21 protein-coding genes are annotated in these 23,924 nt (G+C 63.8%); 7 read left to right on the top strand and 14 right to left on the bottom strand.

Annotated elements, in window-relative coordinates; all coding sequences use genetic code 11:
- From ACYG9V_RS21815 to cpaB, 6 genes are all read right to left on the bottom strand, one after another.
- The gene (locus ACYG9V_RS21815) at window positions 1-966 is read right to left on the bottom strand and encodes a type II secretion system F family protein (protein WP_023688292.1); all 966 of its coding nucleotides are present in this window, start codon (window positions 964-966) and stop codon (window positions 1-3) included.
- Window positions 967-970: 4 nt separating this feature from the next.
- On the bottom strand, window positions 971-2,392 hold the full coding sequence (locus ACYG9V_RS21820) for a CpaF family protein (protein WP_023667600.1): 1,422 nt from the start codon (window positions 2,390-2,392) through the stop codon (window positions 971-973).
- Window positions 2,389-3,603: an AAA family ATPase gene (locus ACYG9V_RS21825; protein ID WP_023667601.1), complete on the bottom strand. Its 1,215-nt coding sequence runs from the start codon at window positions 3,601-3,603 to the stop codon at window positions 2,389-2,391. Before ACYG9V_RS21825 ends, ACYG9V_RS21820 begins: the two co-directional genes overlap by 4 nt.
- Before the next feature lie 44 nt (window positions 3,604-3,647).
- Window positions 3,648-3,914, bottom strand: a complete 267-nt coding sequence (locus ACYG9V_RS21830; protein ID WP_023667602.1) for a hypothetical protein — start codon at window positions 3,912-3,914, stop codon at window positions 3,648-3,650.
- A 4-nt stretch (window positions 3,915-3,918) separates the two neighbouring features.
- Window positions 3,919-5,319 carry a type II and III secretion system protein family protein gene (locus ACYG9V_RS21835; protein WP_031199029.1) on the bottom strand — a complete coding sequence of 467 codons (1,401 nt, stop codon included), beginning with the start codon at window positions 5,317-5,319 and terminating at the stop codon, window positions 3,919-3,921.
- 78 nt (window positions 5,320-5,397) lie between these two features.
- A complete protein-coding gene (gene cpaB, locus ACYG9V_RS21840; protein ID WP_023688289.1) occupies window positions 5,398-6,303 on the bottom strand; it encodes a Flp pilus assembly protein CpaB in 906 nt (301 codons plus the stop codon).
- Between the two features lie 255 nt (window positions 6,304-6,558).
- Between cpaB and parE the strand changes: the two genes are divergently transcribed.
- Together parE and ACYG9V_RS21850 are read left to right on the top strand one after the other, a co-directional pair.
- A complete protein-coding gene (gene parE / locus ACYG9V_RS21845) occupies window positions 6,559-8,613 on the top strand; it encodes a DNA topoisomerase IV subunit B (RefSeq protein ID WP_023688288.1) in 2,055 nt (684 codons plus the stop codon).
- Window positions 8,614-8,714: 101 nt separating this feature from the next.
- On the top strand, window positions 8,715-10,784 hold the full coding sequence (locus ACYG9V_RS21850) for an FUSC family protein (protein ID WP_352765295.1): 2,070 nt from the start codon (window positions 8,715-8,717) through the stop codon (window positions 10,782-10,784).
- A gap of 4 nt (window positions 10,785-10,788) precedes the next feature.
- Here the strand turns inward: ACYG9V_RS21850 and ACYG9V_RS21855 are convergent, their stop codons facing one another.
- On the bottom strand, window positions 10,789-11,910 hold the full coding sequence (locus tag ACYG9V_RS21855; protein WP_023681604.1) for a DUF2336 domain-containing protein: 1,122 nt from the start codon (window positions 11,908-11,910) through the stop codon (window positions 10,789-10,791).
- Window positions 11,911-12,001: 91 nt separating this feature from the next.
- Here ACYG9V_RS21855 and ACYG9V_RS21860 point away from each other — a divergent pair, with 91 nt between their 5' ends.
- Window positions 12,002-12,514 (top strand): MaoC family dehydratase, encoded by a 513-nt coding sequence (locus ACYG9V_RS21860; protein WP_460221791.1) that lies wholly within the window; start codon window positions 12,002-12,004, stop codon window positions 12,512-12,514.
- Complete coding sequence (locus ACYG9V_RS21865) at window positions 12,514-13,389, top strand: HpcH/HpaI aldolase/citrate lyase family protein (RefSeq protein ID WP_023805319.1); 876 nt, start codon at window positions 12,514-12,516, stop codon at window positions 13,387-13,389. Before ACYG9V_RS21860 ends, ACYG9V_RS21865 begins: the two co-directional genes overlap by 1 nt.
- Here the strand turns inward: ACYG9V_RS21865 and ACYG9V_RS21870 are convergent.
- Window positions 13,386-15,287, bottom strand: coding sequence for a CASTOR/POLLUX-related putative ion channel (locus ACYG9V_RS21870; protein ID WP_460222012.1), 1,902 nt, complete (start codon window positions 15,285-15,287; stop codon window positions 13,386-13,388). The genes ACYG9V_RS21865 and ACYG9V_RS21870 overlap by 4 nt on opposite strands.
- A 106-nt stretch (window positions 15,288-15,393) precedes the next feature.
- Window positions 15,394-15,978 (bottom strand): nitroreductase family protein, encoded by a 585-nt coding sequence (locus tag ACYG9V_RS21875; protein ID WP_023735303.1) that lies wholly within the window; start codon window positions 15,976-15,978, stop codon window positions 15,394-15,396.
- A 165-nt stretch (window positions 15,979-16,143) separates the two neighbouring features.
- Here ACYG9V_RS21875 and ACYG9V_RS21880 point away from each other — a divergent pair, with 165 nt between their 5' ends.
- Complete coding sequence (locus ACYG9V_RS21880; protein WP_023822991.1) at window positions 16,144-17,106, top strand: hypothetical protein; 963 nt, start codon at window positions 16,144-16,146, stop codon at window positions 17,104-17,106.
- A 59-nt stretch (window positions 17,107-17,165) separates the two neighbouring features.
- Here the strand turns inward: ACYG9V_RS21880 and ACYG9V_RS21885 are convergent, their stop codons facing one another.
- Both ACYG9V_RS21885 and thrS read right to left on the bottom strand, forming a co-directional pair.
- A complete protein-coding gene (locus ACYG9V_RS21885; RefSeq protein WP_352765294.1) occupies window positions 17,166-18,104 on the bottom strand; it encodes a lysophospholipid acyltransferase family protein in 939 nt (312 codons plus the stop codon).
- 85 nt (window positions 18,105-18,189) lie between these two features.
- The gene (gene thrS / locus ACYG9V_RS21890) at window positions 18,190-20,163 is read right to left on the bottom strand and encodes a threonine--tRNA ligase (RefSeq protein WP_352765293.1); all 1,974 of its coding nucleotides are present in this window, start codon (window positions 20,161-20,163) and stop codon (window positions 18,190-18,192) included.
- 207 nt (window positions 20,164-20,370) lie between these two features.
- Between thrS and ACYG9V_RS21895 the strand changes: the two genes are divergently transcribed.
- On the top strand, window positions 20,371-21,207 hold the full coding sequence (locus ACYG9V_RS21895) for an SAM-dependent methyltransferase (RefSeq protein ID WP_023729878.1): 837 nt from the start codon (window positions 20,371-20,373) through the stop codon (window positions 21,205-21,207).
- A 13-nt stretch (window positions 21,208-21,220) separates the two neighbouring features.
- On the opposite strand, the gene blaOXA is transcribed toward ACYG9V_RS21895, so the two are convergent.
- The 3 genes from blaOXA to ACYG9V_RS21910 form a co-directional block, all read right to left on the bottom strand.
- Entirely contained in the window at window positions 21,221-22,036 is an 816-nt protein-coding gene (blaOXA, locus tag ACYG9V_RS21900) for a class D beta-lactamase (RefSeq protein WP_352765292.1), read from the bottom strand.
- Between the two features lie 157 nt (window positions 22,037-22,193).
- The gene (gene yidD / locus ACYG9V_RS21905; protein WP_023667617.1) at window positions 22,194-22,562 is read right to left on the bottom strand and encodes a membrane protein insertion efficiency factor YidD; all 369 of its coding nucleotides are present in this window, start codon (window positions 22,560-22,562) and stop codon (window positions 22,194-22,196) included.
- Between the two features lie 122 nt (window positions 22,563-22,684).
- Window positions 22,685-22,843, bottom strand: a complete 159-nt coding sequence (locus tag ACYG9V_RS21910) for a hypothetical protein (RefSeq protein ID WP_352765291.1) — start codon at window positions 22,841-22,843, stop codon at window positions 22,685-22,687.
- A 92-nt stretch (window positions 22,844-22,935) separates the two neighbouring features.
- Here ACYG9V_RS21910 and ACYG9V_RS21915 point away from each other — a divergent pair, with 92 nt between their 5' ends.
- The gene (locus ACYG9V_RS21915) at window positions 22,936-23,853 is read left to right on the top strand and encodes a LysR substrate-binding domain-containing protein (protein WP_352765290.1); all 918 of its coding nucleotides are present in this window, start codon (window positions 22,936-22,938) and stop codon (window positions 23,851-23,853) included.
- Window positions 23,854-23,924 lie beyond the last annotated feature (71 nt).

Raw genomic sequence — 23,924 nt, forward strand, 5'->3', positions numbered from 1 at the left:
TCAGAACCGGAAGTTCGACATCTTGAACATGATGATGTTGCCCAGCATCAGCCATGTCACCGAACCGCCCAGCAGATACCAGGTCTTCGGCACATCCCAGACGCTTTGATAAAATTGCGGCATCATCACCATGATGGCGGCGAACAGCAGCGCCGGCACCGCCGTCAGGATATAGGCCGACATACGACCCTCGGTCGAAATGGCGCGCACCTTGCGGCGCAGCTTGCCGCGTTCGCGGATCGTCGTCGACAGCCCGTCGAGGATCTCGCGCAGATTGCCGCCCGAACTCGTCTGGATGGAAACCGCGGTGACGAACAGCGGCAGATCCTCCTGGCCGACGCGATCAAACAGTGAATTCAACGCCGAAACCAGGTCGGAACCATAAGTCACCTCGTCGGAGATAACGCCGAATTCGGTGCCGATCGGATCGGGCATCTCGCGCGACACCATGGAGATCGCCACCGGAACCGGATGCCCGGCCTTCAAGCCGCGCGTGATCAATTCCAGCGCCTCCGGCAACTGCACGCCGAAACGCTTCACCCGCCGGGCACGCTTGGAACGCAGCACAATTACCGGCAGCAGCGCTGTCAGCACCACAAACAGCAAAATGGCGAGCAACAGCGGCAGGCCGTACCAGAGCGCGACGAGCATCATCGCCAGCGCCACGCCCGTCGTCATCGTCAGGAATTTCGGCAAGGGCATCACCATGCCAGACTGCGTGCGCAGCGCGCGAAAACGGTCGGGCGAGAAGAATGACGTGCCGGAATCGAGGCCGCGTTCCTTGCGCAGCTGGATCAGCACCTGTTCCTGGCTGATCTTGTTTTCCTGCAGCTTCATGCGCCGGTTGATAGCCAGGCGCTTGTCGCTGCGGCCGGCATAGAGCAGATAGCAGCCTTCGGCGATCATGATGCCGGTCAGCGCTGCCGCGGCATAGACGACATAGATCGGGCTGAAATTCTCGAACACCCGGCTACTCCTGCGGCCGGCCGGGTTCGAAATATTTGCCGGGGAATTCAATGCCCATATTGCGCAGGTCCTCGAGGAAACGCGGGCGAATGCCGGTCGCCTCGTAGTGACCGAGGATCTTGCCGTCGGCTTCCATGCCGGTGCGCACGAAGCGGAATATCTCCTGCATCTGGATGACGTCGCCTTCCATGCCGGTCACCTCGGCGACGCTGGTCACCTTGCGCTTGCCGTCCGACAGTCGCGTCAGCTGGACGATAAGGTCGAGCGCGCTGGCGATCTGGCTGCGGATCGACTGCACCGTCATCGGCATGCCGGTCATGCCCAGCATCTGCTCGAGGCGCGAAATGGCGTCGCGCGGCGTGTTGGCGTGGATGGTCGCCATCGAGCCTTCATGGCCGGTGTTCATCGCCTGCAGCATGTCGAAGGCCTCCTCGCCGCGGCACTCGCCGAGGATGACGCGGTCAGGGCGCATGCGCAGCGCGTTCTTGACCAGGTCGCGCTGCTTCAGCTCGCCATGACCTTCGATGTTGGCGGGGCGCGTTTCCATGCGCGCGACATGCGGCTGCTGCAGCTGCAGTTCGGCCGCGTCCTCGATGGTGATCAACCGTTCGTCTTCCGGAATGAAGGCTGACAATGCGTTGAGCATCGTCGTCTTGCCGGTGCCGGTACCGCCCGAGATGATGGTCGTTTTGCGGGCGTGGACTGCAGCCGCCAGCACCTCGGCCATGTTCTGGGTGATGGCGCCGAACTCGACCAGCTTGTGCAGGCCGAGCTTGTTCTTTGAAAACTTGCGGATCGACACCAGCGGCCCGTCGACGGCGACCGGGCGAATGGCGGCGTTGAAGCGCGAGCCGTCGAGCATGCGGGCGTCGACCATCGGTTGCGATTCGTCGACCCGGCGGCCGACGGCGGCGACGATCTTGTTGACGATGCGCAACAGATGCGCCTCGTCCTTGAACGGGATATGGACCTGCTGCAGCTTGCCCCGCTTTTCGACGAAGCAGTTCTGGTGGCCGTTGATCAGGATATCGTTGATGTCGGGATCCTTGAGCAGCGGTTCCAGCGGCCCGAGGCCGACCATCTCATCGACGATGTCGTCGACCAGTGCTTCAAGTTCGACGGTGTTGATCGCCATACGCTCCTGGCGGGTCTTTTCCGACACGAACTCCTGCACCTGCCGGCGCATCTCATCCTTGGGCAGGCGCTCCAGCGCGACCAGGTTGATCTCCTCCAGCAGCAGCCGGTGGATGCGCACGCGGGCATCGAGCACCTTGTTGGCGCTTTTTCCCGGTGTTGTCTCCGGCTTCGGCGGCAAGGCCTTGCGGTTCGTCGGGATGACCACGGCGTGATGCGCGACCGGCGCCGCCTCGGCCGGCTTCAGCGCGCGGACGTCACGGTTCTGCAGGGTCGAGAAGCGGCTGGTCATCCGGCTTTCCTCTTCAGGAGGCCCCTGCCGATGCCGAACAGCGAGCGCGATTTCTCCGGCGTCACCACGGCTTCTTCCGGCAGGATGATCCTCTTCAGATCGTTGACGACATTGGCGTTCGGGTCGATCTCATGCAGCGGCACGCCGCGGTCGACCGCTTCACGCACAAGCCGGTAATTGTTGGAGATGCCGCCGACGAAATGCTCGCCCAGGATTTCCTGGACATCCGCCTGCTTGATGCCGTTGTCGAACATCTTCTGCTCGAAACGATTGACGATGACGTTCGGCTTCACTTCCTTGCCGGCCGTCTCGTAGACCGCCTGGATCAGCCGCTGCGTGTGGCGCAGGCATGGCACCGTCATTTCGGCGACGATGTAGAGCTTGTTGGAGCCGAGCAGCACCGTCTCCGTCCACGGAAACCAGGTGCGCGGCATGTCGATAACGACGTTATCGAAATAGGCCGAGACGAGATCGAGCATGCGCACCACGACATCGGTCTTGAACGAGCGCATTTCCGACGGATGCGTTGGCGCCGCCAGCACGCAGAGCCCGCTCGCATGCTTGGACAGCATCACATCCAGCAGCTGACGGTCGAGGCGCTCGGGCTGGTTCTCGATTTCGGTGATGTCGAAGCGCGGCTCGAGGTCGAGATATTCGGCGCAGGCGCCTTGCTGGAAATTGAGGTCGACCACGCAGGTCGACGCGCCGCGCGTCACCGAATGATGCAGCTGGAAGGCGGTCTGCAGCGCCAGCGTCGTGGTGCCGACGCCGCCGGCGGCCGGCATGAAGGTATAGATCTGCGACTCGGTGTTTTCCTCGCGCCCCGGCCCTTGCAGCGCGCGCACGACCGACCGCACCAGATCGGCGGTGGTGATCGGCTTGACCAGGAAATCGGCGACCTGGAGCTGCACCAGGATCCGCACTGCGGCTGCGTTGAATTCCTGGGTGACGACGACCACCGGAACGCGGCCTTCAAGCCGGCGCATGATGCGCTGCAGCGACTCGATCTCTTCCAGCTTTGCCGCATCCATGTCGACGATGAGCGCGCCGAAATCGGCTTCCTGGACCTCGCCGCGCAGTTCGGTAATGTTCTTCTCGACGGTCGAAAGCTGGATCACCTCCGAGGCCGCGAACGCGGTGCGCGTATCCTGCGCAAAGGTCCGGTCGCTGGACACCAGCAGGATCTTCTTGGTCTTGATGCCGCTTGCCATTTTGTCAGCCTGTCAGGTCATTCCTGGTCAAATCACCGGGCAAATCAATCGGTTGTCGCTGTCGGTTGCACGGCCTTGGCAGCAGCAGCCTGGTCGGCGGCGTTGACTGCCGCCTCACTGCGCTGCGCCGGCACCAGCAGCCTGGTGTTCTGGACGCCGTATTTCCAGGGATCGACCATCTGCATGGCCGTATTGGCGGCCTGTGCGTTGCCGGCGGCAATCGTCGGTCCCTCGGAGCGGACATAGTCGTCGCTGGTGCAGCCGCCGGCGAGGCCGGCGATCAGCAGGGCGATGCATGATTCCACGCGCATGGCTTCAATCCTTCGGCAGGTCGAGGAAATGCCCGACGGTGGTGACCGCGGCCGGCTGTGCCGTACTGCCGCTGGCCATTGCCACTGCACGATTGGCTTCGGACGATTTCACTTCCTCGGTGTTGTTGAGGAAATAGTCGACATTGCTGGCCGGCTGCGTGCCGTCGGTCGGCTCGAGCAGCTTCTTCGACGGATCAACCGGCTTGACCAGATAGGGGGTGACGATGATCACCAGATCGGTCTCGCGCCGCTGATAGGATTTGGAGGAGAACAGCGAGCCGAGCACCGGCAGCTTGCCGAGGCCGGGAAGACGCGATGTGGTAATGTCGTTCTGTGACTGCAGCAGGCCGGCGATCATGAAGCTCTGGCCATTCTTCAGGTCGACGGATGTTTTGGCGCGGCGCACGATAAAGCCCGGGACCGAGATATTGCCGATATTGTAGGAGGCCGAAGCGTCGATCGAGGACACTTCCGGCGCGATGTCGAGGCTCACCAGCCCGTCCTTGAGAACCGTCGGCGTGAAGTCGAGGCTGACGCCGTATTTCTTGTAGCTGACGGAAATCTTGCCATTGTCCTCGGAGACCGGGATCGGGAACTCGCCGCCGGCGAGGAAGCTTGCCGTCTGGCCCGAGCGGGCGATCAGGTTCGGCTCGGCCAGCCGCCTGGCGAGACCACGTTCCTCCAGCGCCTTGATGGCGACGTCGATCGACAGGCCGTTGGACAGCAGCCGGCCGATGATCTCGCCATTGCCGGCTCCCGGCACCGAGCCCGGCTCGAGGGTGACGTCGCGCCCGCCAATGCCGTAAGCGAAATTGGCGCTGTATTTGGCGCCGAGATCCTGTCCGGCCTGGCGATTGATCTCGACGAAGCGGACGTTGAGCTGAACCTGCTGCGAGGACGAGATGTTGACCGAATTGATCACTTCTTCATTGCCGGAGAAGCGGCTGGCGATCTTGCTTGCCTTCTCGGCGGCGACCGCGTCATCGGCCTCGCCCGACAGCACGACGCGGCCATTGGCCGAGCCGACCTTGATCTTGGCGTCCGGCACGCTGGCGCGAATGGTGCTGGCCAGCTGGTCGGTGTCCAGCGTCACCTCGATGTCGACGGTGCCGACCAACTGCTTGTTCTCGTCGAACAGCGCGATGCCGGTGGTGCCGAGATTGTTGCCCAGCACATAGAAGGATTTGTCGGTCAGCGGATTGACGTTGGCGATCTCCGGATCGCCGATGACGATCTGGTAGAAGGCGGCATTGGTCATGACCGTCTTCGGCTTGCCCTTGGCTACCTTGATCGACGCATTCGTTGTCGACGAGACATGGACGATATCGTTGTCGGCCTTGGCTGGCGCACTGAGGCCGAGCATTGCGGCCGCGGCCAGGCAAGCCCCCACCGCAAGCGCCCGCATTGGGCGCAGCCCTTTCGTCGTTCGAAATGCATGAAGTCCCGACATCTGTCCCGTCCCTCGCCCGGTCCCCACCGGCAGTTATTGCTGGTCCCGCGCAGGAACCTGGTATTCTTCGACCTGCGTGCCGCGCGTCACGATGATCGTCTTGAATTTCGGCTTCTCAGGCTCCTTGGTCGCGGCAGTGAACAGCGCGCCGGCAGCGGCCTGGACGCCGGAGGCGACCGATCCGCCGAAGGACGAGATGGTGGTGACGCCGTCCTTGGCGGCCCCTCCGTCTGCGGCCGAGCGGAGCGACAGCGACAAGGTGCCGACGGTGCGGGCAAGCGCCACTTTCTGCGCGCCTTCGGTCGTCACCTCGATGGTGACGGAATTGGCGATCTGCGGTGTGGTCTGGCGCTCGTCGGCGCCCTGCCCCACGGTCAGCACCTTGGCGTCGGAGACGACGATCTCGGAGGTAACGGTCGATCCGGCAGCGCCCTGCGCGTTCTTGGCCACTTCCTGGATTTCGCCCGCATCGCGTGTCAGCACCACGTCGACCCGGTCGCCCGGCATGACGAAGCCGCCGACACCGGCGATCTCGTCGGTGCGGATTGTCACCGCCCGCATGCCGGGCGTCATCATGTTTGATAGCGTCGCGCGGCCGTTCGGCCCCGACAATTTGCTGATCAGCACCGGCTCGTTGACCTCGATCGGCGACAATACCACGCGGCTGCCTTCGGCGAGCAATGCATTGACTGTGGTGAACGCGCCCTGCGGCACCGAATCCTCGGACCATGGGATTTCGCTGAGCTGCGCCCGGTCAAGCTCCATGCCGTAACGCAGCGGCGCGTTGGCCACCACTATGGTCTTGAAGACGACCTTGGGGACGGCGGGCGCCGGGATCGACGCCGTTTTCTCTTCGGCATCGGCCTTGGCCTGGCTTTTCACCCAGAAATCCGCGGCAAAGATTGAAATCGCGCCGAAGACGGCAGCGATGCCAATCATCGTTATGGCCTTGCCCCTCACAACCAACCCCTGACATTCGTGGTCTTTTGTTTTGTTGGAGCGACGCTAGGCCGCTTTGTTAAAGATTCAGGAATCGCGGCCGCTCCGCACGGACCTATTCCGCCGGCTTGGTTATCGAAAGGTTTTAGGATAAGAAGGGTTTAATCCCCGAACGTAACAGGAACTTCCGTCGCTTGGCGCCGAAAAGCGTGGCAGTATCGACGGGTGATTCGCGGCACGGATTCTATGGTAGGCATGGACGACAACAACGATCTTTTCGGCAATCTGGAAAAGCAGCCCCAACTGGCTCGGACACCTTCGCGCCCGGCCGACCCGCTGGTGCAGGCCACGAAGCGTCCTGCCGCGACCAAGGACGGCAGCGAGGGCTATAGCGCCGCCGACATCGAGGTGCTGGAGGGGCTGGAGCCGGTGCGGCGCCGTCCCGGCATGTATATTGGCGGCACCGACGACAAGGCGATGCACCATCTGTTTGCCGAGGTCATCGATAATTCGATGGACGAGGCGGTCGCCGGCCATGCCACCTTCATCGATGTCGAGCTGTCGGCCGACGGATTTCTGACCGTCACCGACAATGGCCGCGGCATTCCGGTCGATCCGCATCCGAAATTCAAGAAACCGGCGCTCGAAGTCATCATGACGACGCTGCATTCGGGCGGCAAGTTCGATAGCAAGGTCTATGAGACCTCCGGCGGTCTGCACGGTGTCGGCGTCTCGGTCGTCAATGCGCTGTCGGACCATCTCGAAGTCGAAGTCGCGCGCGGTCGCCAGCTTTACCGCCAAAGGTTCTCGCGCGGCGTTCCGGTGAGCGGGCTGGAGCAGCTCGGCGAAGTGCACAACCGGCGCGGCACCAAAATCCGCTTCCATCCCGACGAGCAGATTTTCGGCAAGGGCGCCGCCTTCGAGCCGGCGCGGCTCTATCGCATGACCCGCTCGAAAGCCTATCTGTTCGGCGGCGTCGAGATCCGCTGGAGCTGCGACCCATCGCTGATCAAGGAAAAGGACCAGACGCCCGCCAAGGCGGAGTTCCATTTCCCCGGCGGCTTGAAGGACTATCTCAAGGCATCGCTTGGCGACGACTTCCAGGTGACCCGCGAGATCTTCGCCGGCAAGAGCGAAAAACAGGGCGGCCACGGCTCGCTGGAATGGGCGGTGACCTGGTTCGGCGGTGACGGCTTCGTCAACTCCTACTGCAACACCATCCCGACCGGCGAAGGCGGCACGCATGAGGCCGGCTTTCGCAATGTGCTGACGCGCGGGCTTCGGGCCTATGCCGACTTGGTCGGCAACAAGCGCGCCTCGATCGTCACCTCCGAAGACGTTATGATCTCGGCGGCCGGCATGCTGTCGGTTTTCATCCGCGAGCCGGAATTCGTCGGCCAGACCAAGGACAGGCTGGCAACGATCGAAGCCATTCGCATTGTCGAGACCGCCATCCGCGATCCCTTCGACCACTGGCTGGCCGACAATCCGCAGGAAGCCTCCAAGCTGCTGGAATGGGTGATTGCGCGCGCCGACGAGCGGGTGCGCCGGCGCCAGGAAAAGGAAGTGTCGCGCAAGAGCGCGGTGCGCAAGCTGCGCCTTCCCGGCAAGCTCGCCGACTGCACGCAGAACGCCGCCGCGGGCGCCGAACTGTTCATCGTCGAAGGCGACTCGGCCGGCGGCTCGGCCAAGCAGGCGCGCGACCGTGCGAGCCAGGCGGTGCTGCCGCTGCGCGGAAAAATCCTCAACGTCGCCAGCGCCGGCAACGACAAGCTCGCCGCCAACCAGCAGATATCGGACCTGATTCAGGCGCTCGGTTGCGGCACGCGCTCGAAATACCGCGACGAGGATTTGCGCTACGACCGCGTGATCATCATGACCGACGCCGACGTCGACGGCGCTCACATAGCCTCGCTGCTGATCACCTTCTTCTACCAGGAAATGCCGAACCTGGTGAATGGCGGCCATCTCTATCTGGCGGTGCCGCCGCTCTATTCGATCCGGCAAGGCGGCAAGGTTGCCTATGCCAGGGACGATGCGCATAAGGACGAGCTGTTGCGCACCGAATTCACCGGCCGCGCCAAGGTCGAGATCGGCCGCTTCAAGGGCCTGGGCGAGATGATGGCCGCGCAGCTCAAGGAAACCACCATGGACCCGAGGAAGCGCACGCTGCTCAGGGTCGATGTTATCGACGCCGTGGCCGCGACCAAGGATGCTGTCGACGCGCTGATGGGCACCAAGCCGGAAGCCCGCTTCCGCTTCATCCAGGAACGCGCCGAATTCGCCGCGACGGAAGTGCTGGATATCTGAGCGCCGGCCAACTCTTCGTTTGACGCAGTTCCGGGCGGAAAACCGTTTCACACTTTTCCTGGAACTGCTCTAGCCTGCGCTTCCGATACGGAGACCAGCTTGTGATCTGGGCGCGGCTGAAGAGCTACTTCGAAACTAGTTTGGCGGGCCTGACGCAGCCGACGCGCTCGGATTGGATTTTCGCCCTGCGCACGGTTTCGGCCGGTCTGATCGCGCTTCTCGCTGCTTACGCGCTAAAACTCGACCACCCGCAATGGGCGATGATGACGGTCTTCATCGTCGCCCAGCCGGTCGCCGGCATGGTGCTGGCGAAAGGTTTTTACCGGCTGCTCGGCACGCTGGCCGGTGGACTTGCGGCGATCGGCATCACCTCGGTTTTCGGCACCAATCCCTGGCTGCTGGTCACGGCGCTATCCGTCTGGATTGGGCTGTGCACGCTGGTTTCGTCGCTGCTGCGCAATCCGGAAGCCTATGGCGCCGCACTTGCCGGCTATACCGCGATGATCATTGGGCTGCCGGCTTTCGGCCAGCCGCATGTGATCGTCGATCTCGCTGTCGCGCGCTGCGCCGAGATCGTGCTCGGCATCGTCTGCGCCGGCCTGACCAGCCGGCTGATCCTGCCCAAGCTGGCCGCTGACGCCATCATCTCCAGGCTGAAGCGCAGCATCCTCGACCTTGCAAACTATGCGGGCGGCGCTTTTTCCGGCGGCGACCCGGCGAGACTGGCCGGCCTGCACGGCAAGCTGATCACGGACGCCCAGATGCTGGCCGAGATGCGCACCTATGCCCGGCTCGAAGCCCCGAGCTTCGCCACCCGCGCCCATCCGGTCCGCCTCACCATCGGTCAGCTTCTGTCGGCGCTGTCGGCGGCACGCGCGCTGCATTCTCACGCCGCGCCGAAAAACGCAGCGCTCATTCCGGTGCGCTCGGAACTGCAGTCGCTGGTCAGCGAACTGGCAGCCACGCCCGAGGCGCTGGAGGACACGTCGCCCTGGGTGACGCGGCTCGACGCGATTGCCGGCAAGGCCCGGCAAATGCCCGACGCCTCGACCGATCAGGGCGACGACAGGGTCGGCACCATCACGCGCCTCACCATCGCCGCCGATTTCGCCGAAGCCTTCAAGCAGGTGCTGCGCGGCCTCGACGCCCTGCGCGCACCGGTGACGCGCCCGAGCCGGAGCAACATGCAGCTGCCTGCGCTGGTGGTGCATCGCGATTATCCCGGGGCTTCGCGCAATGCCATACGCGCCGCCCTTGCCACGCTGGCGGTCGCCGCCTTCTGGCTGACGACGAAATGGTCCGACGCGGCCGGCACCGTTATCCTCGTTGCGGTCGTCTCCAGTCTTTTCGCCGCGCGGCCTGACCCGGTGCGGGTGTCCTGGGGCTTCTTCAAGGGTACGCTGCTGGCTTTGCCCTTTGCCTTCCTTGTTGGCCAGGTCGCGCTGCCTGCTTTGCCCGGCTTCGGCTGGTTCACGCTGTTTGTCGTGCCGATCCTGGTACCGACGGCGCTGGGCATGGCCAATCCGCGCACCGTCGGCGTGGCGACGGCCTTTGCAATCAATTTCCTCGCCTTCCTCAGCCCGCATCAGGCGATGACCTATGCCCCAGGCCCGTTCTTCGCCGGCTCGGCGTCGGTGCTGGTCGGCATCCTGCTGGCTATCTGCGTCTTCATCGTGGTGCTGCCGGTGGATCCATGGCGCGCGGCCAACCGCATCGTGCGCGCCATGCGCGAGGATCTGGCGCGGCTATGCCTGCATGAGCGGGTGCCGCGGCGTTCGGCCTTCGAGAGTCTGGCCTATGACCGCATCAACCAGCTGATGCCGCTCTTGCAAAATGCCGGCAGGAAAGGCGATGCGATTCTGGGCGGCGGGGTCGCCGCCGTTACCGTCGGCCTTGAAATTCTGCGTCTGCGCGCCGCGCAGCAGAGCCCGTCCACTCCTTCCGACACCGCGCTCTCGATCGCCAATTTCCTGCGCGGCTTGGCGCGTGAACTGCTCTTTCGCGCACCAGGCGAGCCCCAGACGGCGACCATCACTGTGGCCCGGCAATATGCAGCCGGCCTCTCAGAGCGCAGCGGTAGTGCCGACACGCTGCAGATCGCAGCCTCGCTGCGCATCATCGCCGCCGCGATCGAGGATTTCCCGGATTTCTTCACCAGGGACCGTGGCTAGGGCGTCAGGCCGCGGCTATCGCCAGCGCATGCCCGCGCGCGTTTTCCCGCAGCGCGTCGAGATGGATCGACTTGACCAGGCCGGCGAGATCGCCCTCAGTGGATTGACCTCCGAGTTCCTTCAGCATCAGCCAGCTGACTTCCTGCACGCCGGCGAGGCGCTTGCCGTTGGCGACTTCGCGCCAGATCTTGAGCGCGCGCAGGATGATGCCATGGGTGGAAGCGGCAAGGCCGGCGCTGCGGAACAGCGCCTGCAACGCAACGTCCTGCCCGCCGGCGAGCAAGGCCCGCACCCGCTGCTCCGACTGCTGGCTGAGCGCGACCAGGGCCGAGCCGAAAAAGTCGACCTTGCCGTGGGCAATGGCACGGATGATGAAACTTGCGGTCAGGTCGCCGCGCAGGCGCAGATGTTCGATGAGTGCCGCATGTTCCTCCGCGCGCGTGCCTTCGACCAGCCGCACCGAAGCCTTGACGCAAGCATCGCGCGTGACGCGCTCGGCTCTGGCCGCCCCCATCAGCGCCATCACCAGCGGCGAAGCCTTCAGCGTTTCGCCGAGCTTGACCAGTAGCATGTGCCGGCAGTCGGCCGGCAGCCGCACATCCGTGACCATTGCCTCGCGCAAATGAGCGATATGGCCATGCCGCTCGGCCATGCGGCGGAAGCTGAGCGACGCGATATCGGCGCCGTCATTGGCGAGCAGCGCCGCACACGCTTCCGGTTCGCCGATCTCGGCGATTGCCGCGGCAACCGCCATCGAAACGACCGGCCGGTCGGCGATCAGTTTTTGCGTCGCCTTGTGACCGGCCGCGACGCGGTCGATCAGGTCGGCGTCCGTCAGCAGCGGGGAGCGCGCCAGCACCAGGGCTGCCACTTCCGGCTGATCGGAGGCAAGCGCGCTGATGATCTGCAGCGGCGCGTGATGGCTCATCGACAGCGCTTCGGCCATAGCCAGCCGCACCTTCGACGAGGCGTCGTCGAGCAGCAGCGTCAGCGCCGCTTCGGCCGCGCAACGGTCTTCGAAAGGCAGGTCGGAATTGACGTAGGCGCGGGCCAGCGCGCTCGCCGCCGCGGCGCGCTCCGAAACTCTCGCGGTGTAGATCCATTTGAGAAAATGCGAGACAACCATACTGCCTGCTACGCCCCTTGCCGGAAAGCTTCCGGCCCCAGGAATGACCCTAGGCAGAAATGGTTTACGAACGGTTCACCATGTTTATTAACTGGCTTGCGGGTGGCATGGGCAGCGCCTATCAACCGTCAGGCAGCGGAGGAGAAAAACGATGCCCGGGCTTTATCTCGAAGAGTTCGTCGTCGGACATGTCTTTCGGCACACGCTGCGCAAGACCGTCACCGAAAGCGATAACATGCTGTTCTCGGTGATGACGCTGAACCCGCAGCCGCTGCACATCGACTTCGACTTCGCCGCCAAGAGCGAATGGGGCAGACCGCTGGTCAATTCGCTGTTCACGCTCGGCCTGATGATCGGCATTTCCGTCAATGACATCACCGTCGGCACCACAATTGCCAATCTCGGCATGAGGGAGACGGTGTTTCCGCACCCGGTCTTCCATGGCGACACCATCCGTGTCGAAACGACTGTGATCTCGGTCAGGGAATCGAAATCCAAGCCGGACCGCGGCATCGTCGAGTTCGAGCATCGCGCCTACAATCAGAATGATGTGCTCGTCGCCAAATGCACGCGCCAGGCGATGATGATGAAAAAGGCGGCCTGATGCGCTCGCTGCTGTTTGTGCCCGGCGATTCCGAAAAGAAGCTGGACAAAGGCTTTGGCGCCGGCGCCGACGTGGTCATCGTCGATCTCGAGGATTCCGTGGCGCCACAAAACAAGGCGTCGGCACGCGACATCGCGGCACGCTTTATCGGCGGCAACCGGCAGCAGACAAGCTCCGCCATCTATATCAGAGTCAACGGCCTATCGACCGGGTTGACCGACGATGATCTGGCCGCCCTGGTTCCGGTCAAACCCGACGGCATCATGCTGCCGAAGTCGAACAGCGGCCAGGATGTCCAGCAGCTATCCGTAAAGCTCCGCGTACATGAGGCCGAAAACGGATTGCCGGATGGCGGCATAAAAATCCTGCCGATCATCACCGAGACCGCTGCCGGCGTGCTGGCGGCCGCGACCTACACCGGGGCAAGCGCCCGGCTTGCCGGCCTCACCTGGGGCGCTGAGGATCTGTCGGCGGCGATCGGCGCGCGCGCGTCGCGCGACGAGAACGGCCGCTACACCGATGTCTTCCGCTTCGCCCGCACGATGACCATCCTTGCCGCCGGCGCAGCCGAAGTCGCGGCGATCGACACAGTCTTCCCCGGCTTTCGCGACATGGCCACCTTCGAAGCCGAATGCACGGAGGCCGAGCGTGACGGCTTTGCCGGCAAGATGGCGATCCATCCGGCGCAAGTGCCGGTCATCAACGCCGCCTTCACGCCATCGGCGCAGGCAGTGCAACGCTCGCAGGCCATCGTCTCCGCCTTCGAGGCGGCCGGAAATCCCGGCGTGGTCGGCATTGACGGCAAGATGTATGACCGGCCGCATCTCAGGCTCGCCGAACGGCTTCTGGCTCGCGCCAAGGCAGTCGGGGTTTAGTCCCGCGCCAGCACGATGACCCGGTCCTCAGGCAGGTAGGCCAGCGCTTGCGACTTCAACGGGTTGACGGTGACGCCGCCCAGCGCCCGCTCATCACTCTGCGCGGCGCGAACGCGCCGGTGCCCGATGGCGATCTCTCCGCGCAACCGCGCCAATTCCGCGATCGTCCAGAACGTCACCGGCTGGTCGATGGCGACATAGTCGCCGACCGGACGCATGTAAATTTCGGAGCCCTCCTCGTCGAGCAGGTCATCGAAGATCGCGGCGAGATGCTGGTTCTCCGATGCCTGCGCCAGCATCAGGCTGACCAGCCGGTTGCTGACGACGAAGTCATCGGCCTTGGTCACCGCCGCCAACTCGCGGTTGCGCACGTCGATCATTTCGCTGACAATCGAGATATGCGTGCCGGCATCGTCTGCGATTTTGCGCAGATGCAACAGCGTCACCAGCGTGCGCGTATCGGCGGGCTGCGCTGCCATGGTCTCGCTGTAGCCGAGGACGAGCACGTGGTCGTAGGAAGGCACGTCCAGGCTTGCCAGTGCTGTGCTGCTCGACGTGTCGGTGATCCGGCAGGAAACCGACAGATTGTCGCCGACGACCGGCAGCCCGGCAACTTCCTGCTCGAGGCCTGGCGTATCGGCGGCGATGGTCAGGATCGAACCAGGCGCGACATAGCGCGACAGTTCATAGGTTATGATCGGACCGCGCCGGTTCCAGCCAAGGATCAGCGTGCGCTCCGGCTTCGCCTCGATGGGCTGATGGCGAAGAATCGCCGCGGCATCGATCTTGGCTCCGGCGCTTCCCAGCTTGATGGCGGCATCGTCCTCGGCAATGATGATGGCGCGCATGTCCTTGCCGATTACCAGCTCCGACGGCGGGTTGAGATTGACGCGCCCCTGCTGGTCGCAGAGCCCGATCAGCGTGCAATGCTCATACGCCATCACTGCCTCGCCGAAGGTCTTGCCGGTGAGATCAGGCTGCTCGGTCGTGTAGATTTCGCAGCCGTCGAAATCGAGCAGCTCCGAATAAACGCCGCTGAGACCCGACTGCCGGCTCGAATGCACGACGATGCGCGAGATCAGCTGGTCGGCCAGGACAAGCTGTACCTCGGCCCCGCCGACGACGCGGGCGACCTCGGCGTTCTTTCCGTCGCGGATCTCGGCGGCGATGTTATAGGGCGCGGTGCGCCGGTTCGGGTCGTTGGCCAGCGCCAGCACCGTCTTGATGACCTGCGAATCCGGATCGTCGCCGTCCGGCGACAGCACGATGATGGAGCGCGAGGTCTGCGGGTTGACGATGGCCAGATCGTAGAGGTCGGTCGGGTCGCCGCTGCGGCAGATGATGCGTGTGTTGCCCAACCTGCCGACCTTGGCGGCGATCTCGTCCTCCATCGTGACCTTGTCTATGTTGGCCATGACGACAATGCGCGGATGGCGGCGGCTGGCATTGGCAATGACGAGTTCGGAGATGACGTCGAAGACCGACGGCGACCAGTTGAGGATGATGGTGTGGTCGCTCTCCAGCACCCGCGAACGACCCTTGCGCAATTCATCGAGCTTGCTGTCGACGCCGGCGCTGAGCACGCCGATGAGGGCCGACACAACGAAGATGCCGGCAAGCGTGACAAACAGCATGACGAGACGAAAGGCCCAGCCGGTGTCGCCGCCCATCGTGCCGGAATCGAGCGTGCGCATCAGCGATTCCCAGAACGCTTCGAAGAAGTTCAGCGGTTCGCCGCCCTCCGGCGCGATGCGGGTCACCGCAAGGAAAGCCGCGGAGGCAATGATGATCAGCAGCGAAGCAACGGCGAGCCAGCCGATCAGCGCGATCGGGCCGGCGGCCATGCTCTTGTCGAACCCATAGCGCAGCCGGGTTCGCAGCGAGTCTCGTTTGTTCATGTCGCCAGCGACCCCCAATCCCCATGGTCGATGCGCCAACCCCCAACGCATCGCCGAAGCCGCTGTCTTAGCCTGTGTTTAAATAAAGGGGAATCGCTTTCGGGTGTCAGCCGTTCCACGGCCCAGTATAATCGGCATAGAGCTTTGCCGGATCGGGCCGCGGCCGTTCCGGCGCCGGGCCCTGGTAGGAGCCGACATGGATGAAGCCGACGACGCGCTCCTGCGGCGCCAGCCCCAGGATCGCCCTGCCCTCCGCGACGTCGGAATACCAGTTGCTGATCATGTTGGTGCCATAGCCCAGCGCGTTGGCCGCGATCATCAGGTTCAGCGCCGCCATGCCGCCGGACAGGAACATTTCCCATTGCGGGATTTTTGGATTGTCCTTCGGAACCGACACCACGCCGATCACCAGCGGCGCGCGGGAAAACCGCGCAAGCTCCTGGTTGCGGCGGTTTTCCGGCAGCGGTCCTTCGCGCTGTTCGGCGAGCGCCGCCAGCTTCCTGCCGATCTCGACGCGCGCCTCGCCGCGATAAAGGATGAAGCGCCACGGCTCCAGCCGGCCGTGATCGGGCACCCGGCTTGCAGCCGCGATCATGGTCGCGATATCGCCATCGCTGGGCGCCGGTTCCTTCAATTCAGGAATCGGTGCGGAGTTTCGGGTCAGCAGGAAGTCGATGATCGGCGACGCCATGGGGGCCAGGTCTCCTAAAGCACTCGATTTTGAGCTGAAGCGCGCCATTGCGGATCGGGGCGGCTCGGGCATTGGCGCGGGCGCGCCGGACGAAAGAACCTGTTGCCAAGGCGGTCGGACTCTTAAGCCTTGAAATTGCCACCGCCTTGGGCTTCAACGCAAGGCATGTTTGAGGGGACATCGCGCCTTTTCCTGATTTGGCTCGCCGTAGCGCTGTTTGCGCCGGCGTCAATGGCCATGGCGCAGAATGCCGACGGCATCGGCAATCTGAAACTTCCCGATATTTCGAGCTATGCGACGCCCAAGGGCGAGACGCCGCTGGCGCTCAGTGGCGGCGGCGCCATAACGCTGTCGGCGCAGTTGACCGACAAGGGCGCCGACATCACGCGCGGCATCGTCTGGCGCGTCTTCAAGCCCGAGGCCGCCGGCGACGGCAAGCTGCCGATGGTGGCTTCCGCGCATGGCGGCAGCGCTGTGTTCCAGCTCGAGCCCGGCAGCTATCTGGTCCACGCCTCCTACGGACGCGCCGGCGCCACCAAGCGCATCACCGTCGGCAAGGACGCCAGGCGCGAAAGCCTGGTGCTCGATGCCGGCGGCCTCAAGCTCGACGCGGTGCTGTCGGGCGGCGTGCGTATTCCGCCGAAAAAACTGCGCTTCTCCATTTACGAGGGCACCGCCGAGGCCAATGGCGACCGCGCTTTGATCATTCCCGATGTGGAGCCCAACAGCGTCGTGCGGCTCAACGCCGGCGTTTATCATGTCGTCTCCACCTATGGCGCGGTCAATGCCGTCATTCGCTCCGACATCCGTGTCGAAGCCGGCAAGCTGACCGAAGCCACCGTCGAGCATCGCGCGGCGGAGGAGACCATGAAGCTGGTGCGCGAGACCGGCGGCGAGGCTATCGCCGATACATCCTGGTCGCTGCTCAACGAATCCGGCGATCCGATCAAGGAGGCCGTCGGCGCCTTCGCCTCGATGGTGCTGGCCGAAGGCCAATACACCATCATCGCCAAGAACCGCGACCGCATCTACCAGAAGGATTTCACCGTGGTCGCTGGGCAGAACCAGGAGATCGAGGTGCTGGCCACTGATGCCTCTGCGATCGATCCGGAGGAAGGCGCCGACTGACCGGCGCGCCCATTGGCATCGGTTTGGCTGCTCAGTTGAAGTGGTAGTTCAGGGCTACGTCAGGCGGCCTTGCACAGGCGGCGCTTCAGGAAGTGGACCCGGCCGCGCGGCGCGTCGGGCGCTAGGTCGAAGACACCGCGATGAAGACGGTCGAGCAGCGTCTCGCGGTCGCGCAATGGCTCCAACTCATCCCAGCTCAGCACATCGCCGACGCGCACGTCGATCGCCTTGCCGGACAGCCGCGCAAATTCGCGGATGAGCATTGAAAGGCGCAACGTCAGCGACGCCTTGCCGACGAATTTCGCCAGCCTTCCTTCGCGCTCGGCCATGTTCATCGGACCGCTGACCAGATGGAACAGCCGGCCGTTCTGACCTGAAAAATGCATCGGCACCACCGACGCCTTGGCGTCCTGCACGAGGCGCGCCGGAAACATCTTCCACGGCAGGTCGCGCGCCCGGCCAAAGCCTTTCGGCGCGGTGGCGACGCCGCCGGCCGGAAATACCACGATGGTGACGCCCTCCCTGAGCAGCCGCACCGCCTCGTGGCGTACCGCCAAGTTGTTCTTCACCGCGTCCTTGGTCTCGGAAAAGTCGATCGGCAGCGAATACGGTTCCATCTCGCGGATCTTCAGCAGATCCTTGTGGATCATGACGCGGAACGGACGCCCGAGCTGCTCGACGAGCGACAGCACGGCAATGCCGTCGCCAATGCCGAACGGGTGGTTGGCTACGATCACCAGCGGCGTGTCCGGCAGCCCCGCCGGCGGCCACCGATCGGTGCTGCGCACCTTGACGTCGATCAGCTCCAGCATGCGGCTGAACACGCGCTCGCCGGTCGGCGCCACCTGGCGGCGCCAGAAATCATAGAGCGCGGCATACCGGTCGCGCCCCGACAGACCTTCAATGGAATGGATGAACCAGCGCGTCAGCGCCGGCTGGCTCGCATTGGCGTAGGAGAGTTCGGGAAACGGCCTTTCCCGTATCTTCAGCTTGAGCATGGGGGCTCGTTACAAGGTTGGCGTGACAGGCATGTGAAAATGGCGGTGGATCGCTCCACCGCCATTTCTCCGAAATATTGATTGCTCAGGCCGCGCTGCGCCTTCGGTCGGGCGAAACAGCCTCGTCGGAAAGCAGCTTCAGCGCGTCGGCCAGCTTGAGCGATTCCTGATCGCGCGAGCCGAGCCGGCGGATGTTGACCGTCTCCTCTTCCGCCTCGCGCTTGCCGCATACGAGGATCACAGGAACCTTGGCCAGCGAATGCTCACGCACCTTGTAGTTGATCTTCTCGTTGCGCAGATCCGGTTCGGCCAAAAGTCCTGCCGCCTTCAACTGTGCGACGACCTTTCGCGCATAGTCGTCAGCATCCGAGGTGATCGTCGCCACAACCACCTGCAGCGGCGCGAACCACAGCGGGAAATGACCGGAATAATGCTCGATCAGGATGCCGAGAAAGCGTTCCATCGAACCGCAGATGGCGCGATGCACCATCACCGGCTGCTTCTTTTCCGAATCCGAACCGATGTAGAAGGCGCCAAAGCGTTCCGGCAGATTGAAGTCGACCTGCGTGGTGCCGCACTGCCATTCGCGGCCGATGGCGTCCTTCAGCACATATTCGAATTTCGGCCCGTAGAAAGCGCCCTCGCCCGGATTGATCGAGGTCTTGATGCGGTTTCCCGAGCGCGTCCTGATTGTATCCAGCACGTTGCCCATGATCGCCTCGGCATGATCCCAGGCCTCGTCGGTGCCGACGCGCTTATCCGGCCGCGTCGACAGCTTCACGCTGACATCGTCGAAGCCGAAATCGGCGTAGGTCGACAGGATTAGATCGTTGATGCGCAGGCACTCCGCGGCCAGCTGTTCCTCGGTGCAGAAGATGTGCGCATCGTCCTGCGTGAAGCCGCGCACGCGCATCAGCCCGTGCAAGGCGCCGGACGGTTCGTAACGATGCACATTGCCGAATTCCGCAAGCTTTACGGGCAGATCGCGATAGGATTTCAACCCATGCTTGAATATCTGCACGTGGCCCGGACAATTCATCGGCTTCAGCGCGAACACGCGGTCGTCGTCGGTGTCGTCGCCGGCCACCGTCACCTTGAACATGGCATCGCGATACCAGCCCCAGTGGCCCGACGTCTCCCACAGGCTCTTGTCGAGAACCTGCGGTGCGTTGACCTCCTGGTAGCCCTGCTCGTCGAGGCGGCGGCGCATGTAGTTGACCAGATTCTGGAACATCTTCCAGCCCTTGGCGTGCCAGAAGACGACGCCCGGCCCCTCTTCCTGGAAATGGAACAGGTCCATCTCGCGGCCGAGTTTGCGGTGGTCGCGCTTCTCTGCCTCTTCCAGCATCGTCTGGTAGGCGTCGAGTTCAGCTTGCTCGGCCCAGGCCGTGCCGTAGATGCGGGTCAGCATGGGGTTGTTCGAATCGCCACGCCAATAGGCGCCGGCCACCTTCATCAGCTTGAAGGCGTTGCCGATCTGCCCGGTGGAGGCCATGTGTGGGCCGCGGCAGAGGTCGAACCAGTCACCCTGGGAATAGATCTTGAGATCCTGGTCTTCGGGAATGGCGTCGATCAGCTCGAGCTTGTAGCGCTCGCCCTTCTCGGCAAAGACCTTTTTCGCCTTCTCGCGCGACCAGACTTCCTTGGTGAACGGCTTGTTGCGCGCAATGATCTCGCGCATCTTCTTTTCGATCACCGGGAAATCGTCAGGCGTGAACGGCTCGTTGCGGGCGAAGTCGTAATAGAATCCGTTCTCGATCACCGGCCCGATGGTCACTTGCGTTCCCGGCCACAGTTCCTGCACGGCCTCCGCCAGCACGTGTGCTGCATCATGACGGATGAGCTCCAGCGCGCGCGGATCGCTGCGGGTGATGATCTCGACCTTGCCGGACTTGCCAAGCGGGTCGGAAAGATCGCGAACGGTGCCGTCGATGGCATAGGCGACAGCCTTCTTGGCCAGCGACTTCGAGATCGATTCGGCGAGGCCCGCACCGGTCATCGCCGCGTCATAGTCGCGGACGGAGCCATCGGGAAATGTCAGGGAAACGGAATTCAGCATCGGGTATCTCCTATCCAGTCCCGCAAACGAGCGCGGGTGGTCGTGGTGTGAAGCCGGAGGCATCCGGCAGCGGGCGGGTTTTAGAGGCCACGCGGCATCAGGTAAAGAGCCGTCGTTGGCGCAGCTGTCAGGAAATGGCGCGACAGATGTCGCAGGCCAGTCGCACAGGCTTGCGAATTTCCCCGACACGAGGTTGGAATCCCCGGCATGGAAGACGCAAAACCCAGCCGAACCGCCTTGGGCGTCGCGCGGATGCGGGCCCTCCACCAGTTCTCGCAGCAGGCGGCGCTGTTTCGCGACCCATATGCGAGTGCGATACTGGGCGATGCCGCACCGACGGTGCAGGAGCTCGAGCAGGAAGGTGAGCGCAGCCGGCGCATGCGCCTGTTCGTGGCAGCGCGCGCCCGCCTCGCCGAGGACTGGCTGGCTGCGGCGGTGCGCCGGGGCGTCCAGCAAGTGGTGGTGCTCGGCGCCGGCCTCGACACTTTCTCGCTGCGCAATCCGTACCCTGATGTCGCGGTGTTCGAAGTCGATCACCCGGCGACACAGGCCTGGAAACGGAAATGCATCGCCGATGCTGGTCTTGCCGAACCGCGGGCCACCATGTTCGTGCCGGTCAACTTCGAGCGCCAGCGCCCCGCGGATGAACTGGCATCGGCCGGTTTGCGGCAGACCGAGCCCAGTTTCTTCATCTGGCTGGGTGTCGTTCCGTATCTGAGCCAGGACGCAATCTTCAGCACCCTGTCCTGGATTGCCGGCATGCCCGGTTCGGAGGTCGTCTTCGACTACAGCGAGCCGGCCGAGAACCGCGATGCGGCTGGACAGGCTGCCCTCTCTTTCCATGCGGCGCGCGTCGCCGCTGCCGGAGAGCCCTGGATCAGCTTCTTCGTGCCCGCGGCACTGGCGCAATCGCTGCGCGAGCTCGGCTTCGATGAGATCGAAGATCTGGAAAGCAGCGACATCGCCGCCCGCTTCTCCAGGACGCCAAAGGCGGAGACAAGGAATTCCGGCGGCCACATCCTTCGTGCCCGCCGGAGCACTTGAAGCTAAAGCAAGTTCACTTCACCAGTTGCGGCAACTCCCTCAGTAACGCCGCGCGTGTCGCCGGGCCTTTCGGCGTGTCGATCGGCTTGGTGTCGACGACCAGCCGGGCGAAGACGATCCGGCGGCCGCCCTTTTCGGCCCAGCCGACGAACCAGCCCAGCGCGCGCTTGTCCTTGCTGTTTCCCAGCCTGGTGCTGCCGGTCTTGCCCCGCACCGTCCAGCCGCCGGCCTGGAAAGTCGGCAGGATGGCTCGGGTCATCTCATGCGCCTTGGCAGAAACCGGCATCTTGCCGGCGAGCAGCTGGCGCAGGAAGGCTGTCTGTTCGACCGGCGATATCTCAAGCGAGGAATTTATCCAGGATTGCGTGAGCCCGTTGTCCTTGTCGGCATCGCCCGAGACATCCATGTTGCCGTAGCCGAATTTCGAGACGTAGCCGGCAAAGCTTTTTGCGCCGAGCCGGCGCACGATCTCGCGCGAATACCATACGATCGAGTCGCGCTCCCAGATCGTCGGGTCGACGGCTTTGTGGTCGCGGCTCACGGCCCTGAATTCAGGCTTGTAGTCCCAGGTCGGCGTATGCGCATCGCTCAGGATACCGCTGTCGTAGCCGATCAGCGCCAGCGGCACCTTGAAGGTCGACGCCGGGCTGACGCGTTGGTCGCAGACGCCGCTTTGATAGAGCGTCTCGCCGCTCGCCGCGTCCTGGATAAGCGTGCAGGCGACATCGCCAAGCGGAGCCGATTGCGCCCGCATCGGAAATCCCAGAAACCAGGCCAGCAGGAAGAGGACCGCGGCAATGATGAAGGGATGGGTTTCGATCCGACGCATGTGGGCTCTCCTGGGAATGAACAGGAGGCGCTTAGCCAAGTGTCTTGGCTCGATTTTGACTCAAATGCGCAGTCTTTGTGCAGCCCGTTGTTAACCTTACCGGATTGTAAAGAAATGCCGCGCTGGCGATCTGGATCAGGGACCAGCGCGCCCGCCGTCAGGCCTCGCCGCGCTTCCTGCCGATCTGCCAATAACGCCATGGCATGAACCAGACATAGCGCTGATCGAGTACCTCCGGCACGCGATCGATGCCATGCGAACCGAAAGGGCCGCAGCGCAGCACGCGGAACAGCCCCATGAAGCCGCCGGCCCACAGACCATGGCGGGCGATCGCCTCATGCGCGTATTCGGAACAGGTCGGCAGATGCCGGCAGGAATTGCCGACAAATCCGGACAGCGTCAGTTGATAGAGGCGCACCAGCGACGTGCCGAAAATGCGGCCGGGTGTTTTGCGCCAGGGACCGGGCCAGTTGCGCCCGCGCCGGGTCCGTCCGGCGGCATGCACATGCCGATGCTGGTCGCCCACCGCAGTCTCTTTCCGAACGCGACCCGAAACCGGCTTCCGGGTCAGCTTGCGTTTCCAAACCGATAGATGTGAGCTTCGGCCGGCAAACGCAATCCTCTTCACTCACTCGCCTCTTTGTCGGCTCAGGGTCGCGAGCGGCGAAAGGGATGCCGCTCCGATGGAGCCGCCCAGCGGGTGGCCGGCCTTTGCTCGGTGCGCTGCACATGATGCTGCCTGTCGCCATGCCACTGAAATGTCGCGATCCGCATCACATCGCAAAAGATTTCCAGTAACTGGATCATGGCCGCATCTCCTTTGAGACGATTAGACGCCCGCTGGCCTTCGCCTTCAAACGAGTATAATTTCCGGTTCAGATAACTTCGGGTTATGCGAAATGAAGCGCGGACGGCTGCCCCTGACGGCATTGCGAAGTTTCGAGGCAGCCGGCCGGCAATTGAGCTTTAGCCGGGCCGCCGAGGAGCTGTTCGTCTCCCAGGCCGCCATCAGCCGGCAGATCCGCGAACTCGAGCAGTTCCTGCGCCAGCCCTTGTTCCACCGTCATCACCGTCGCGTCGAGCTGAGCGAAGCCGGCCAGCGCCTGCTCGATCAGTTGGTCAGGAGTTTCGACGACATCGACAGGCTGCTTTCGGACCTGGTGGCGGCCCCGGCGCAGTCGGTGGTTCGCGTCAGCGTCGAGCCGTCGCTGGCCTCGGTATGGCTGTTGCCGCGGCTCAACCGCTTCAGCCAGTTGCGGCCCGATATCGACGTTTCCCTCGAAGTCGACCCAAGGCCGATCGAGTTCCGCAGCGATCAGCCCGAACTCGCCTTGCGCTTCAGCGCGCGCGCCACCTCATGGCCGCGCAGCGAGGCCGAATGGCTAGCCTCGACCGTCGATTCACCGGTCCTGTCGCCCACCTTGCTGGCATCGGGCCCTGCCCTCGAAAAGCCGCTCGACCTTGCCCGCTACACGCTGCTGCACGAGGAAAACCGCCAGGGCTGGGCGCGCTGGTTCGAGGCCGCCGGCGTCGCTGCCGACGCCATTCCGGCGCGCGGCCCTATGCTGGCGGATGTGTCGCTGTCGAAGCAGGCGGCCCTGCTCGGCCACGGCGTGGCGCTGGGCGACCTCTTGCAGATCGGCGAGGAGATTGCGTCCGGCGCGCTGATCAAGCCGTTCGACATCGACGTCGCATCCGGCGCCTACTGGCTGGTGGCCAGGAGTTTGAAGGATTTGCCCGAACCGGCCAAGGCATTTGCCGACTGGGTGAGGAGCGAATTTGCCGAAAGCAGACGGGCGCAGCAAACCAAGGGATGAGCCCGGTTACGTGAGAAGCTCCTCGACGTGTTCAGCGCCCAATTTTGACAATTCACCGGCTGTTGGAGGAG

This window comes from Mesorhizobium sp. W016, from assembly GCF_054719485.1.